Annotated in this window: 6 protein-coding genes; 1 reads left to right on the top strand and 5 read right to left on the bottom strand. The window is 49.6% G+C overall.

The window, feature by feature from the left end:
- Positions 1 to 77: 77 nt before the first annotated feature.
- The 4 genes from CLV58_RS07260 to CLV58_RS07245 form a co-directional block, all read right to left on the bottom strand.
- Positions 78 to 3,446, bottom strand: a complete 3,369-nt coding sequence (locus CLV58_RS07260; protein WP_106137128.1) for a VCBS repeat-containing protein — start codon at positions 3,444 to 3,446, stop codon at positions 78 to 80.
- Between the two features lie 20 nt (positions 3,447 to 3,466).
- Positions 3,467 to 6,838, bottom strand: a complete 3,372-nt coding sequence (locus tag CLV58_RS07255; RefSeq protein ID WP_245882252.1) for a VCBS repeat-containing protein — start codon at positions 6,836 to 6,838, stop codon at positions 3,467 to 3,469.
- A 220-nt stretch (positions 6,839 to 7,058) separates the two neighbouring features.
- Complete coding sequence (locus tag CLV58_RS07250) at positions 7,059 to 8,537, bottom strand: RagB/SusD family nutrient uptake outer membrane protein (RefSeq protein ID WP_106137127.1); 1,479 nt, start codon at positions 8,535 to 8,537, stop codon at positions 7,059 to 7,061.
- A 124-nt stretch (positions 8,538 to 8,661) separates the two neighbouring features.
- On the bottom strand, positions 8,662 to 11,778 hold the full coding sequence (locus tag CLV58_RS07245) for a SusC/RagA family TonB-linked outer membrane protein (RefSeq protein ID WP_106137126.1): 3,117 nt from the start codon (positions 11,776 to 11,778) through the stop codon (positions 8,662 to 8,664).
- Between the two features lie 489 nt (positions 11,779 to 12,267).
- Between CLV58_RS07245 and CLV58_RS07240 the strand changes: the two genes are divergently transcribed.
- Positions 12,268 to 15,228 (top strand): FAD-binding and (Fe-S)-binding domain-containing protein, encoded by a 2,961-nt coding sequence (locus tag CLV58_RS07240; RefSeq protein WP_106137125.1) that lies wholly within the window; start codon positions 12,268 to 12,270, stop codon positions 15,226 to 15,228.
- Between the two features lie 60 nt (positions 15,229 to 15,288).
- Here the strand turns inward: CLV58_RS07240 and CLV58_RS07235 are convergent, their stop codons facing one another.
- Complete coding sequence (locus tag CLV58_RS07235) at positions 15,289 to 16,692, bottom strand: APC family permease (protein ID WP_245882251.1); 1,404 nt, start codon at positions 16,690 to 16,692, stop codon at positions 15,289 to 15,291.
- Positions 16,693 to 16,708: the final 16 nt, after the last annotated feature.

Genomic DNA, 16,708 nt, shown 5'->3' with positions numbered 1-16,708 from the left:
ACGCAGCTGATTTCTGAGTATTTACCAGCTACTAGAACTTACAAAATTAACGGAAAATACCAGACAAAAGGAAGGCGCTACTGGTTCATTCTCATTAACTGCATACTGTTCCCATTACGCCCGATTGCTAGCAACGTCCCGCTTACCGTTTTTACCTGACGTATATCTCGTATTTCACCATAAAGGAGAAAGCCGCTATCGATAGGCGACAGTGTGGTAAAACGTCCTTTACCATCATTGCGCATAATGAGACCGTAACTAGCGTCGTACCGCCCCTGGTACATACTGACGCCGTAAAAATTACCTCCACCTATTATGTCCAAATCACCGTCCTTGTCAATGTCGATGGGCAACAATGTAAACAGCTTAGATACCTGGGCCATTATAGGCAACTCGTGAACGATGAATTTTCCATTCTGATTTTCCAGATACACGGAGGCAAACTGATTCACAGAAAATTCAGCCGCCCCTTTCAGTTCCTCTTTTGTGAATATATCGCTGAGCTGTTTGCCGGCAAACGACTCATAATCGGTAAAGCGTTTGTTAATGATACCAGGCATCTGCTTGCCTAGCTCATCTTTAAACCCAAGCGGGTACCACTCATCACCCCGGCTATATGCCAGTATTTGATCTACTTTCTGGTTGTTGTCGATGTCCTTCACCCACATTTTCAACTGTGAATCAGTACCCTTTCGGAACTTGTTATTCGTGCCCAGATTAGCTGCCATCAAGTCCACATCGCCGTCACGGTCAAAATCGGCGGCAACGATCCGCTGGTAAAGGCCTGAAAGTGGCGTACTTCCGACCGTTATTTTGCTTTCTTCGTGAAAATTACCCTTTTCGTTGGTGAAGATCCGAACGGGCATCCAATCACCGACTAGTAGTAAGTCTACGTCTTTATCGCCATCGTAATCAGCCCATACAGCATCGGTTACCATACCAACTTTCTGTAGGCCGGGGGCAATCCTCTCAATTTGATTCGTGAATCTGCCTTTCCCGTCATTAATCAGCAGATAAGAATTGGGTATTTCTCCATACGCGTAGCTGACAACACGCCCGCCAACAAACAAATCCAGATCACCGTCGCCATCGACATCGTATGGCCTAACGCAGCTTTTGTTGTCATACATTGCTGGCAAGGCGTCTGTTTTCCGGCTGAAGTTTCCCTTTCCATCATTGATATACAGTCGATCAAGAAGTTCGGGAGACTTACCGAAAAATTCGTTTCCACCAGACACTACATATAAGTCCAGATCTTTATCACCGTCGGCATCAAAAAAGCATGCGTCAACGTCTTCATATACCGAGTCGACGACGATGGCAGGTTGTTTGATTGCTTTGAATTGCCCGTTTGGCTGTTGCATCAACAAACTTCCCGATTGCCACTTTGCCCCCCCGGCGTATATGTCGTCAAGCCCATCGCCGTTTACGTCGCCAACTGCCAACCGGGGGCCTTCCGTCGACACCTGAAACGGCATTAGCGATTCACGGACAAAATCAAAGTAGTCTTTATTCTCACGATGAACGTACGGTATAGAGTCCTGATTGGTAACATCTGTAAAGAGTGGCCGACCGGCAGGGGTGGTGTAGCGATAGGCAGTCGCGTCAAGATGTGCGTCGCTTTGTTTGAGTCGAACGATCTGGTTGACTTTTACGCCGGTTCGCACCTCCATACGCTGGTCGGGCCAGATTACAATCAGCGAATCGACGGTAGCTCGTTTGCCCAATCCAAACAGCAGTTCCGGCGCAACCGATGACTCGAAACCACGCGTTGGCATCAGCTGCGCTACCTGCATACTATCGCCACCTGTGCCACCGTATTTCAGAATAACCTTTGCCCCTACACCGAATGTGTTAGGAACAGCTCCCTGCATTTTGACTGTCAGATAGTTGTTATCAGGAAAAAGGGTACGCGCTTCATTTTGGTATATGCTTGCTGGCGAATCGATGTTGTTGGTTACTATATCAAGATCACCATCGTTGTCCAGGTCGGCATATACAGCACCGTTAGCGTAGTTAGGTGTTTCAAATCCCCAGTCTTTTGATTTGTCTTCGAAGCGTAGTGAAGATGTACCGCGATAGAAATAGTTATGCATCTTACCATCAGGCATCATCTTGATAGCCCGTTCGTCTAACGTTGCGGATGTTTCCGCAGCGTATCGTAATGAATCATCCGAAGCGTATTTGACGTAATCGAGATTGTTGGGACGATGAACGATACCATTGGAAACAAAGAGGTCCCGAATTCCATCATTATCGTAATCAGCCAGTAAGGGCGACCAACTCCAGTCGGTGGCAGCGACCCCGGCCATTGCCCCAATATCAACAAATTTTTCACCTGACTGACTCAACTGCAAGCAGTTACGGCTATATTGATTCATATAGCCATACTCCAGTTTGTAATAAAAAATGTCGAGTGGATCTTCGCCCAGTGATTGTTTTTCGACAACCTCATCGTCCGGGTACATGTCAAGCGTTACAACGTCGGCAAATCCATCGTTGTTGATATCCGCGATGTCGTTACCCATCGAGAATCGGCTTGTGTGCATAAACGCTTTTTTGGCGCTTTCCGTGAACGTACCGTTTTTGTTATTGACGTAATAATAATCGTCTTCGTGAAAGTCGTTTGATACATACAGATCCTCCCACCCGTCGTTATTGATATCCGCGACTGAGATGCCCAGTCCGTAGCCCATCGCAGCGCCGTATATGCCTGCTTTGTTGCTTACATCGACAAAACGAGCTTGCTTTTTGGCAGACGTTGCTGAGTCGGCCGATCGTAACTGGTTTTGGTATAGATAATCGCCGGATTCGTTATTTCGTAAGCTTCGGGCCGTAACCCGGTCGTAGCTACGCGACGTGTGTATAGCGTGGTTCAGTAAGTAGCAGTCCAGATCGCCGTCGTGATCGTAATCGAAAAAAGCGGCCTGTGTAGAAAACCCGGTGAAGTCGAGGCCATAATCAGCGGCTTTTTCGGTGAACGTCCCGTCGCCATTGTTAATGTAGAGTTCATTAGCTCCTTCCAACCCTCGAAAATTACCAACAGCACAAACGTAAATATCCAGCCATCCGTCGCCGTTTACATCAGCCATTGTCGACCCGGTTTGCCAATCAGCGTAGCCACCGACACCCGCCTGTTTCGTAACGTCTTCGAATTTGAACCCCCCTTTATTGAGGTATAACTTATTCGCTCCCTGGTTGGAAACGAAGTATAAATCCGTCAAGCCGTCGTTATTAATGTCACCGGCCGACACACCTCCTCCATTGTAAAAATAAAGGTAGTCCAGAATATTGAGTTTAGTAGTCGGTACCAACTGATTGACAAACCCAATCCCGGTCTTAGTTGAATCAAGAGTTACGAAAAGTGGTTTTTCTGAGCGAAAAAACTGGCAGCTGCTCAGCGATAGTAAACTACCGAGTAGTGCAAATACAAGCGAACGTTTCATTTCAGGTTACGAAGTGGGCGTTATTTCGTCAATTTTGTTTTGAGTGTAAAGAGCTGTACCCGGTCATTATTTTTAGCTAATACCAGCTGTCCCTGTTTCAACTGTTCCAGCCTGCGCGTCTGCCCTCTGACAAAAAAACCGGATTGTCGATGGCTGACAGGCGCATAGTCTATGTCGCCCGTTTTCGGCACACGACCCATGTTATGCAGTAATAACCCATAACTGGCGTCATATCGCCCTATCTCCGGCAATACGTCGAAGAAATTACCAGCCAGTACCAGATCGGTCCGGCCGTCCCGGTCATAGTCAACGAAAGCGGCCCCACAAACGGGCGAGAACTGAGCCGCCGTGGGCAACGTCTGACAGATAAATCGACCACGTCCTTCGTTGCGCAGGAGCACCGATGTACTCATGAAAGCCTGTTTAACAACCGCCTGCTTAAGCTGAGACTCATCCAGAATTTCGTTTAACTTCTTGCCGGCATAGTCTGTAAACTTTACGAACTTCTTTTTAATCGAAGGCATTTGCCGTTGTAAATCACTCTTAAGTACCATTGGATACAGTTCCCCCGTTTCGTCAGCGCAATTAATGATTTGCTCCATGGTACCGTTTTGATCGAAGTCGCCTGTATAGAGTTCGGCGGGAGTCGACTGCGTAGCTCTGATACGGGTGTTCAGCCCTAAGTTGCCAACGACGATATCTAGATCACCATCATTATCGGCATCACCAACCTTAAGGCAATTCCACCAGCCGTTTGTTTTCAGCGGCTCACCTGTTTCCGACTGTATAGCCGATGTATTATCCTGCTCCAGTCGGCCACGTTTATTGGTAAATAATCGAATCGGCTCCCAGTCGCCCACGACTATCAATTCAGGGTATTGATCGCCGTTGAGATCGACCCAGGCGGCATCAGTTACCATACCCAGTTTTTCGGCTTCGGGTAGCGACCGGCGGGTATAGTTTTTAAACGAACCGGTTCCGTCGTTAGTCAGGAGATAGCTTGGTGGATTCTGCCCGTATTGGCCAGGAATCAGCCGAGAGCCGACGAATAAATCGACGTCGCCATCATGGTCGAAGTCCGCTGCGGCTACACACGAACCACTCGCTTTCAGGTTCGGCAACTTACCATCGGCGCGCGTAAAGCCGGCTTTACCATCGTTAATGTACAATCGATCCAGTAATTCATCGGCTTCGGGGCTAAACTCATTACTACCCGATACCACGTACAAATCAAGATCGTTGTCTCCATCTGCATCGAAAAAAACGGCATCGACAGCCTCATACGTTGTATCCTGACCAATTACGGTGGGGGTTTTATCAACAAATGTTCCTCCTTGCTGCTGTAGATAGAGCCGGTGCGACTGCCCGCTTGCTCCACCCAAAAATACATCGTCGAGACCATCACCGTTCACATCGCCAGTCGCCATCGCCGGGCCCTGTGTCGAGAGCTGCTGCTTTAGCAACGGATCACGATTGTAGTCGACGAAATTACTTTCTTTATGAAGGAAAGTAAGGTTAGCGGCTTTCGTGTTGTCCTTGAATGGAACGTCCCTCACTTCCAGTGACGGTCGCCAGATCGCCGTTGCCTTATTTTGTTGAATAGTAAGTGCCTGGTTGGCGCTAGGCTGCTTTATTGTTTGTGAGCGATCGTTAGGCCACACAACAACCACAGAATCAATACGTGGATTCTTGCCAAGCCCGAAGACCATCGTCAAATCCACCGATGATTCAAAACCACGATTTGGCATCTGCTCTAACACCTGTATTTTCCCTTTCTGGTATACAGATACTCTGGCACCTATACCGAACAGATTACGTTGCTGACCGACTAATTTTACGCTCAGATAATTAGGTTTAGTTGTCTGCTGCGCCTGGTTCTGGTATACGGCCACAGGTGCATTCATATTATTGACAATCAAGTCCAGATCACCGTCGTTGTCCAGATCACCATACGCAGATCCGTTCGAGAAATTAGGCTCGGCTAACCCCCAATCAGCTGCTTTATTCGTGAAATGCAATTGCCCGTCGTTATGAAACGCGTAGTTTGGTATGCCTTCGGAAGGCGCTTTATTCAGGAATTCTTTGAAGTCAAACGATCGTTGCCGGGCAATCTGCGCCATGTTCTCTCTATCAGCCAGAAAGTTGACAAAATCCTGATCCGTCACATCTCTGGCTATACCGTTGGCAACGAAAATATCCTTGTTGCCATCGCCATCCATATCAAATAGTAAGGCCCCCCAGCTCCAGTCGGTAGCCGATACGCCTGCAAACCGGGCGATCTCGCTGAATACGGGACGTTTGTCGTTTTCAAGGTCATTACCCTGATTTAGCTGCAACATGTTTTGCATCACCTGATAGTGAAAATCACGATCCAGCTTGATCTTCTCCAGATCATGACTTTCAAATGTCGACGTACGCTTTACACGCTTGTCGTTACCGGGCAGCATATCGGTTGTGAATATGTCCAGTCTGCCGTCATTGTTTACATCGGCTACATCAGCGCCCATCGAGGATAGACTGATATGGGGCATCGACTCCTTTACCGATTCTTCAAATGCGCCATTCTGCTTATTGATGTATAAATAGTCGCGTTCATAAAAGTCATTCGAAATGTAAATGTCCGGCCAGTTATCATTATTGACATCACCTATTGTTATGCCCAGACCAAACCCAATCAGACTACCATATATGCCAGCCTGTTCGCTTACATCCGTAAAATGGTTGTTATCGTTACGAAACAGTTTGTGTCCGCCTAATGGGTCTCGTTGATCGCGCATGTTCGCATACTGTAGTCGACCAACAGGCATAAAACTATTGTTGAGTAAATACATGTCGAGATCACCATCACGATCATAATCAAAGAAAGCTGCGTGGGTAGAATAGCCCCGATCGTCGAGACCGTATGCTGCTGCCTGCTCAACAAATATTGGCGTACCGGTCTTGTCGTTACCAGTATTTATGTACAATTCGTTGGCCCGGTCATCGCCCTCCCGAATACCGGCATTACACACGTATAGATCTAATTTTCCATCCCCATTAACATCCGCGAAGGTAGCGCCTGTACTCCAGGCACGCTTTCCGGCTACTCCCGCTTTTTCGGTTACTTTCTCAAAACGTAGCTGTGGCGTTTTTTCCTTTTTTGTTCGATTGATATAAAGCTGGTTATCACCCATGTTGGCGATCAGAAATACGTCGGGCCAGCCATCGCCATTCACATCACCGATCGCGACACCACCACCATTATAAAAGTTGCGGTAGTTGAATACATTGAAGTCTTTTTCGTCGGTGACGACATTTGAAAAATGAATATTAGTTTCCTCTTCGGCTACTTTCTTAAAAAGCGGTTCGGTCTGTTCTATCTTAGCTTTACAACTGGCTAATAGTAAGACCAATAAAACACACTGAATGAACTTTAATTGCTTGAACACGGAAATCTTACTAGTTACAGGTACGCTATACACTTAACGAAAAGCCGACAAATACATATAGTAAAAATACACATTTATGCCCAAATAGCGGTTTGGTTTAACACACACTTAACTCCTTTGATCCAGTACAATGCAAAAAGCAGGCTTTTTCAAACCTGCTTTTTGCATTGTACACCTATTACGATTAGTACCCCGGATTCTGTTTCAAATTTGGGTTCAGCGCCAGCTGATCGCGCGGAATCGGATATAGCTCCCAGTGATTATCAGAATCAGCAGGCTTGAATCGCTTCGCTGCACCGAATACACCAAACCGAATCATATCCTGACGGCGGTGATATTCCCAGGCTAATTCGCGACCTCGCTCTGCCAACAGTTCCGTTAACGTCAGGCTTGTGTATGGTGACAAACCAGTACGAGTCCGCACCACATTAGCATCGGTGATGGCAGTTGCTGTATTGCCCAGCCGCAGATTGGCTTCTGCACGCATCAGGTATACGTCTGCCAAACGGTAGACGACAAAGTCGTTATCCTGTTCGGTAAAGCTGTTATTACGCTGAATCTCATATTTCTGTGTCCGGACACCCGCCAGGCGACCATTAGCACCGGCGTCGAAAGCAAACGACTCAATTTCCGGGCGGTACACCAGCGGTACACCATCATCACTGAGGGGCGTTCCATCGGCCTTATACTGTTGACCGACAATCCACTGCTTCTTACGAATGTCCTTGTCGTCGAACGAGTTATAGAACTCGGTAACGGCAGCAAATCCGTTCCATGGAGCCGTACCGATGTTGTACGTCAACTGGTTCAGATAGTGGAGGGTCTGCATCTGCGGGTGGAATCCTCCGCGCTTCGATTTGTCGAACGGGGTAGCCAGAATGATCTCCGGCGAGTTCTGGTTCTGCACGACAAAGTTGCTGAAATAGTCGTTGGGAAGCTGAAACTTGCCAGAATTGATAATGTTCGTGCAGCGGGTAATCGCGTCGGCCCAGCGGGGCGTACCTGTATATACCTGTGCGTTCAGATATAACTTGGCCAGAATCATGTCGGCGACATATTTGTTCATTCGGCCGTAATACGCGCCCCCTGATACATCACTCAGATCTGAGTACACAGCCAGAAGCTCTTTCTCTACGAAAGCAAAAACCTGGGCGCGAGTGCTCTGAGCGGGTGTAGTATTACCTACAGCATCGGAAATAATCACATTTCCGAAAAGGTCCATCGCCTGATAGTGAAAGAACGCGCGCAACGCCCGCAACTCCGCTTTCACACCAGCACTAGTGGCAGTACCTAACTGCTGATTGATGCTGGTGATGTTGTTGTAGCACCAGGTCCAGGGTCCATTGAACTGACCATTGTCTGTGACGGGGTCCCAGGTATGGGTGTACAGCCGTTTCCAGTTATCACCGTCTTTCCAGTCACCACCACGGGTTGGAACGATCTGCTCGTCCGTCACCGTATTGAGGTTAGTCATATTGGCGTAGTAGTTGCCAAGCCCACTATACAAAGGGCCAATGAGAGCTGCCTGCTGTGCTGCTGTACTACCGAATGATCCACTAGTTGGAATGACGTCGTACGTCGTTTCCGTAAGATCGGTGCAGGCCTGCCCTGTCAGCATGAGTACCGAGCAGCCCAGAAATAGTTTTATGTTTATTCGCTTCATTGATGTTTTGATGGTTAACCAGTTACATCGTTAGCATTATGTCTAATGCTAACGATATGTTGATCAGAACAGGTTGGACGAAGCCGAGTATTTCTTAAAACTCGACTTCGTTTTAAGAACCAGCTTAGAACGTCAGATTAAGTCCTAACTGGAACGTGCGCGTCTTTGGATAAACGGTATTTCCGTATCCTCCTCCATCTAAACCAACTGCGTTGGGTGCTTGCTGCACTACACCATTGCTTGTCTGCAAATCAGCTTTCACCTGTAACTCAGGATCGATACCCTTATACTTGGTCAGGATAAACAGGTTGTTACCACCCACATAAACCCGTGCATTAGTAATGTACTTGCTAGCCCCTAGCGGAATGTTGTAGCCGATTTGCCAGTTGTCAAACCGGACAAACGAACCACTTTCAAGCCAGTTAGTCGACAATACGTTCACACCATAATTTTTAGGAAAGTCCGTTACGCCTTGCAGCATGTTTGTTTCCAAAATAGAACCTGGAATCAGCAGGTTAGACCGGATCGCATTGAGGATCGTGTTTCCAAACGTACCCCGTATCTGAAAGTATACGTCGAAGCCTTTGTAACGGAACGTGTTGATAAACGAGGCATTCAGGAAGGGTTGTGGGTTACCCTGCTTGACATAATTACCCGAAGCAACACCCGCAGCAGCATCAGCTTTCGATACGTCGGTTACCGGTGTATCGCCCGATCCTGGTTTCAACAGTGGCTGCCCATCAGACGAATAACTTCCGGTGAAGGTTGGCACGTTGTTGAATTCACCCAATGGCTGACCAGCCACCAGATAAGAGGCAAATACATCAGACAAACCACGACCGTTGAACGCATTGAAACGAACCTGCCCATTGCTGAACTGATCGTTCGACAGGGATACAATCGTGTTTTTGTTATAAGCCCCGTTGATCGTCGAGTTCCAGGAGAAGTCGCCTTTCTGGATTACGTCACCACCGAACGATAGCTCGAAGCCGCTATTCCGCATCGACCCTACGTTGGCCAGGATGTATGTAGCAAAATACTTGACCCCATCGGCGGGTACCGAGTACGGATACAGCATGTCCTTCGTCAGCTTGTTGTAATACTCTACTGTACCGCGGAACCGACCACCGAGCAGTTGAAAATCAAGCCCGATGTTCGACGTGGTAAGTACTTCCCATTTCAGATCTGGGTTTGCGTTCTGAGTAATACCATAACCCGGCAGGAAGTCACCCAGCGTACCATCATAGTAAGCATTTGGTGTTTGCCCATATAGCTGAATCGAATTATAAGGAGCAATACCTTCTGAGTTTCCTGTCTGCCCGTAACCAACGCGCAGTTTCAGCGAGTTAAGTGTATTACTCTTCGGGAAGAATGGCTCGTTGGAAATTGTCCAGCCTGCGCCAACTGACGGGAACACGCCCCACTTATTGTTTGCTCCGAATTTAGAACTACCATCCCGACGAACCGTAGCAGTCAAGTTGTATCGATCATTCAGGTTCAGCGTAGCCCGTCCGAAGAATGATATCAATTTCGAACTGTTGCGGTATGATGTAGCATAGGTGTTACCCGGATTAACCAGTGTACCTGAGCCCAGACCCAGATTGCTAAAGTTAATATCTGGTGTTACAAAACCTGAGTTAGCTGCCTGGAAGCCGTCGTTGTCAAACTGCTGATAAGAGTAACCACCCAGCAATGAGTAGTTGCTGCTTTGATTACCAAATCCTTTGGTGTAATTGGCCGTCAGTTCGATCAGCTTTGTATTGCTTTCGGAAAAATTCCGGCTTGCGCGGCCGTTGTTGGCAGAGTACGCTTTGATATTGGGGTTGGTGTAGAAGTTGTTAACCGTGTTGTCACGCTGTAACTGACCATTTACACCCACCGTCAAACCGTCCAATATCTCGTAACGCAGATTCATACCGCCTTGCAGATACCGCTGTACGCCATTGTTGATCACATTCTCCTGCATGGCCACCGGGTTGAAGAGGTCAAAACTACCCCCTACTTCGTAATACGATCCGTCAGCATTCCGAATAGGCAGCGTTGGCAGGAATGTAACAGCACGGCCAAGGATACCACTGTCATACTTTTTGTTCGATTCCGAATACGACAGATTGTATTGTACGTTCAGACGGTTATCGAATGCTTTCTGATCGAGATTGATACGACCCGTTACACGCTCCAGCCCTGTATTTTTTACAATACCATTCTGGTTGAAATAGTTAACCGAACCCCGGTAGCTGAACGCCTGCGAACCACCCGCAATAGACAGATCATGATTATTGACAGTGCCAATCTGCGTTACCTCTTTCTGCCAGTCCGTATCATAGTTTCCGGCGGGGAAACGTTGGGCATCGTTCAATGAGGCAGCTCCTTTTATTTGCGTAACGGCATCTCTGTAGCCTTGTGCATTTAGCATTTCATACCGACGAGAGATCGTAGCAATACCAACGTAATTGCTGAAACCTACTGTCGTCCGACCCGACTTACCGCGTTTCGTCGTAATCAGAATAACGCCATTGGCTGCTCTCGACCCATAGATAGCGGCAGCTGATGCATCTTTCAATACATCCATCGACTCGATGTCATTTGGCGAAAGCGTGTTAATAGGAACCCCGATCATACCGTCGACCACATATAGAGGATCGGAACCACCGGCTAGTGAGGTATATCCCCGCAACCGAACTGTTGGGGTTTGGTTAGGGTCACCCGAAGGTTGTGTAATCACCAGACCCGCTACCTTACCCTGAATAGCCTGAAGTGGGTTGGGGTTAATCCCGGCGTTGAAATCTTTAGCACTCACCTGGGCTACCGAACCCGTCAGATCTTTCCGTTTCGCAGTACCATATCCTACGACTACAACTTCGTCCAGTGCTTTCGTGTCGTCAGTCATTCTCGTATCGATTGTTGACCGATTCCCGACTGACTCTTCTTTAGAAGTATACCCGATCGAACTGAACACAAGTGTCGAGTTGGCAGCTACATTAGCTAACTGATAGGCACCATCGCTACCAGTTGTCGTCCCTTTCGACGTTCCCTTGACCTGTACCGTAACACCAGGTAGACCAGCACCAGTAGCATCTGTTACTTTACCGGTGATCGTCGTGCCCTGCGCAAACGCAGCTTGTGTCCCCAATAGAACACACAATAGAACAACCAGCACACCTAGCCGCGCCAGAACGGTGCTGGTTTTCGTACACCGAACAGTGTCGGCGCGACCTACTAAGTAGGATTTGTCCATCATAGGTTTCGTAAAATTTAATGAATAAGACTTGGGGTGGTTTAATAGTAGCTGGCTTACAATACTCTCTCTTCTCTGTAGTTGCACGGGAAATGATGGTTTCTAACTAGCTATAGGTAAAACACCATCTTTTTTTTACCGCTGTACTTATTTTAGATTTAAGACGAACATAGTAAGACCAGTGGGCAAAACTAATAGAATTACTACTAATAATACAAGACCTCGAAATCAAAATTCGCATAGTGCAGGTTAAAATTGTATTATGGTACTGAGTAGAATTTGTCTATTCCAAGTTGCAGGCAACTTACAAAGCCTCATCAATCAGCTTAATCAATTGACTATCAATCTATTTTTACTATTCTCTATCAGTTTTGAGTACTACGCATTATTTACTGCACGTATATTTACGCGGTCGGAAAAATGTGCGTTTTAGGGCTATTTTTGTACAAAATGTACTGACTGGGCAGGAGTACCCCAGTATCGCCTACCGATATGAATGCTGGTTTTTTCCAGTCTCTGGCCGCACAATTGACCGGAGACCTCTACGACGATACGACCCAACGCACGCTATACGCAACCGACGCATCGGCCTACCGGGAGATGCCAGCTGCCGTAGCGGTTCCTAAAACTGTTGACGACCTTAAAACGCTGATTGCCTTTGCCCGTCAGCACAAGCTCTCGCTCATTCCCCGTACCGCCGGTACATCACTGGCCGGTCAGGTCGTTGGTAGTGGCATTGTAGTCGATGTGTCGAAGCATTTCACGAAAATTCTGGAGATCAATCCCGAGGAACGTTGGGTACGGGTACAACCCGGCGTCGTGCGCGACGAACTGAATCAGTTTCTAAAACCGTACGGTCTCTACTTCGGGCCGGAAACGTCGACGGCGAACCGGGCCATGATTGGGGGCATGGTCGGGAACAATTCCTGCGGTTCCAATTCCGTCGTGTACCGGGCCACCCGCGAACATACGCTGTCCGTAACCGTATTGCTGGCCGACGGCACCGAGGCTGAATTCGGTCCTACGGCAGCAAACGAATTCAGTGAGCAACTCGATCTGGCGAGCCGGAAAAACGGGTCAGCGTCGCTGGCAGATCGCATTCTCTTAACAACGAATACCATACTGAGCGACTCAGCCAATCAGGCGGAGATCCGGCGTAATTTCCCGAAGCAGACTATCGAACGGCGTAATACCGGCTATGCCCTCGATGCGCTGCTCGACATGGAGCCATTTACCCCCGGCGGTCCCGCATTCAACCTGGCCAAGTTCATTGCGGGTTCGGAAGGAACGCTCTGCTTCCTGACGGAGATCAAACTTAATCTGGTTCCGTTACCACCCAAGGAAGGCGGTCTCGTCTGCGTACACTGCCGGTCGATTGATGAGTCGTTACGGGCAACGCTGGTTGCGTTGAAATACCAACCCTACGCCGTCGAACTCATCGACGATATTATTCTGGCCCGGGCCGACGAAAATCCGGAGCAGCGCAAAAACAGTTTCTTCGTTCAGAAAACAAGCAACGATACCTTCCCGATCATTCTGGTTGTCGACCTGTCGCGCGATACGAAGGAAGAAATTCAGTCCCTGGCGAATGAAATGGAGACTGAGATGCGGGCCGCTGGTCTTGGCTATCACTTCCCCCTGCTGTTTGGCGAAGACACCAAGAAAATCTGGACCTTACGCAAAGCGGGCCTTGGTTTGCTGGGCAACCTACCCGGCGACGCGAAGGCAGTGGCTGTTATCGAAGACACCGCTGTCGATGTGCACGACTTGCCCGATTTTATTCGGGAGTTCAACGACATCCTGAAAGAAAACCAGATGTCGGCGGTACACTACGCGCACGCTGGATCGGGTGAGATACACCTGCGACCGATCATTAACCTGAAAACGGCCGAAGGGCACCGACAGTACCGGTTGATTGCCGAGCAGATCGCGACGCTGGTCAAAAAATACGACGGCTCGTTGTCGGGCGAACACGGCGACGGACGGCTGCGGGGTGAATTTATTCCGCAGATGGTTGGTCAGCATAACTACGAGCTGATGCGCCAGATCAAGCATACGTGGGACCCCGACGGTATTTTCAACCCCGGCAAGATCGTCGAAACGCCCCCGATGGATACGTTCCTACGCTACGAAGCCGGTCAGCAAACGCCCGACTTTCAAACGTATTTTCGGTACGAAAACCAGACGATCCTGCAACACGCAGAGCAGTGCAACGGCTCGGGCGATTGTCGCAAAACCGAACGCTCGGGTGGTACGATGTGTCCCAGCTACATGGCCACGCGGAACGAGAAAGATACGACCCGTGCCCGTGCCAATATCCTGCGCGAAATGCTGACGCGTTCGCCGAAGGAAAACCGCTTCGACAACCCCGAGATAAAGGAAGTATACGACCTTTGCCTGTCCTGTAAAGGCTGCAAGTCGGAGTGCCCGTCGAACGTCGACGTAGCCAAGCTGAAGGCTGAATTTTTACAGCATTATTACGATGCGAACGGGGTTCCGCTACGGTCACGCATGATTGCCAACTTCGGCCGCTTGTCAGGACTGGCATCGCTGGTACCCTGGGCATACAATGGCGTGTTGGGAACCCCCGCACTGCGACGCATCGCCAACCGTACCCTCGGCTTCCATCCCGAGCGGAGCATGCCGTTGCTCGATAAGACGACACTGAAAAAGTGGTTCACATCGCGCCAGCCGACAGCGAAGCCAACTGGAGACACTGCGCAGAAAACGGTCTATCTATTCTGCGACGAGTTCACGAATTTCAACGACGTACCGGTTGGTCAGAAAGCAGTGCAGTTGCTCGAACGGCTGGGCTACATGGTCCTCATTCCCGAGCATGGCGAAAGCGGCCGGGCGGCTTTGTCGAAAGGAATGCTGAAAATGGCCAAACCAATGGCCGATCACAATGTGCGTGCGCTGCGAAACGTCATAACAGCCGACACGCCCCTCGTCGGACTGGAGCCATCCGCCATTCTAACTTTCCGCGATGAATATCCCGATCTGGTCGAGGAGTCGCTGGTCGAGGACGCGAAAGCGTTGTCGAAACACGCGCTGACGTTCGAAGAGTTTATCGCTCGTGAACTCGACGCCAAGCGTATCCGCCCCGAGCAGTTTACGCAGGAAACCCGCCTGATCAAACTGCATGGCCACTGCCAGCAGAAAGCCGTTTCGTCGCTGGTACCGGGAAAAAAAGCCCTGTCGCTGCCGAAAAATTATACCGTGCAACTGATTCCGTCGGGCTGCTGCGGTATGGCCGGTTCGTTTGGCTACGAAGCAGAACACTACGATGTGTCAATGAAAATTGGCGAGTTGGTCCTGTTCCCAACGGTTCGCCAACAACCCGAAGAGGTTATCATTGCTGCACCGGGTACCTCCTGCCGCCATCAGATCAAAGATGGCACCGCCCGCAAAGCGCAGCACCCCGCCGAGATTCTGTTCAACGCGTTAGTATAGAATGGTTGAATTGTTGATTGATGGAATGATTGAATGCGTTCCATGCGCTAGCCCATTCAATCATTCTATCACTCGATCATTCTTTAACTCAAACGGCCACTGGCGTCGGTAGCGGTTGAAGAGCAGGAAGGCAACGACGCCCAGCGTGAGTACGATTAGGCCGGAAAGCATGAACGTCAGCTTGGTGGATGCGAAGATCAGCAACCATACGCCTACGGCCAGTATAACGGGTAATGGGTAGAGCGGCATCCGAAACGGGAAGCTGTCGGCCGCCCGGCGACGGTGCAACAGCAGTAAGCCAACCGCTTGCCCAACGAATTGGATGATGATGCGCATCGCCAGAATGCCGTCGATCACGTCGCTAAGCCGGAATAGCAGGCTGAATACAAAGCCGAGCCCACCCAGAAACAGCAGCGATACGTAAGGGAACTGTCTCGTCGGGTGGAGTTTAGCGAAGACGTTCAGAAACTGCCCGTCGGCGGCAGCGGCATAGGGAACGCGCGAATACCCGAGTAATACCGCGAACAGCGACGAAAAGGCAACAACCAGCACCAGCACTGTGGCCAGCTGTGCCGCACCCGAACCGTAGATTCGTTCGACAAACGTACTGACGATGAACTGACTGTGCTGTGCTTCCTGCCACGGCACGACGCTGACGACGCTTATGTTCATCAGTAGATACAGCATGGCGATACCAGCCACCGAGATAAACATACTGGCCGGTATGTTTCGCGTAGGTTTCTTTATCTCCCCGCCCAGGTGACAGACATTGTAGTAGCCAAGGTAGCAGTAAATGGTTTTAACAGTAGCCTGCCCCAGACCCACCGCCAACACGCCCCCGCTGACAGAACTTACCGACGATAATGTCTGTGACAGCGGAATCTGCGCATTGCTCAAACCGCCAACGATAATCCAGCCGAGGGTGAGCAACACAGCGCCCCACATCACAACACCGATGGTACCAATAGAATCAATCTTGCGGTAAAGCAGCGCGATAATGACCAGCACGATACCGCCCGAAATAGCTTTCCGCTGCCACTCATCGAGCGGAGTCAGGTATGATACGTACTGCGCGAATCCGATGGCTCCCGACGCCAATACGAGCGGAGCCTGAATGAGTGTTTGCCAGACGTACAGAAAGGACAGCAACCGCCCCCAGCGTTGTTCACCGTACGAGATCTTGAGAAAGTTGTAGCTCCCCCCCGCCTGAGGAAAGGCAGCACCCAGTTCCGACCAGACAAACGCGTCGATCAGTGAAACGAAGGCACCCAGCACCCAGGCCCACAGAAAAAATCCGCCCCCCAACGTTTTGATGACCAGCGGCAACACGACGAACGGCCCGATACCGACCATGTCGATCATATTCAGCGCCGTGCCCTGCAACAAATTCAACCGACGGGGCAAATGATCGGGAACCGGCGCGGCCGGCTGACTGGACGAACCAGTCGATGCAGCGTTCGACAAGGGCTTTCGGGTTAAT

The organism is Spirosoma oryzae, assembly GCF_003002825.1.
In the GTDB taxonomy this organism is placed as follows: Bacteria; Bacteroidota; Bacteroidia; order Cytophagales; family Spirosomataceae; genus Spirosoma; species Spirosoma oryzae.
This window is presented reverse-complemented; position numbering and strand designations above follow the sequence as displayed.

What these genes read in the sequence shown, in the direction of transcription:
- CLV58_RS07240 (WP_106137125.1), top strand. Translation starts at nt 12,268, where the DNA reads ATGAATGCTGGTTTTTTCCAGTCTCTGGCCGCACAATTGACCGGAGAC.
- CLV58_RS07250 (WP_106137127.1), bottom strand. Translation starts at nt 8,537, where the DNA reads ATGAAGCGAATAAACATAAAACTATTTCTGGGCTGCTCGGTACTCATG.
- CLV58_RS07260 (WP_106137128.1), bottom strand. Translation starts at nt 3,446, where the DNA reads ATGAAACGTTCGCTTGTATTTGCACTACTCGGTAGTTTACTATCGCTG.
- CLV58_RS07245 (WP_106137126.1), bottom strand. Translation starts at nt 11,778, where the DNA reads ATGATGGACAAATCCTACTTAGTAGGTCGCGCCGACACTGTTCGGTGT.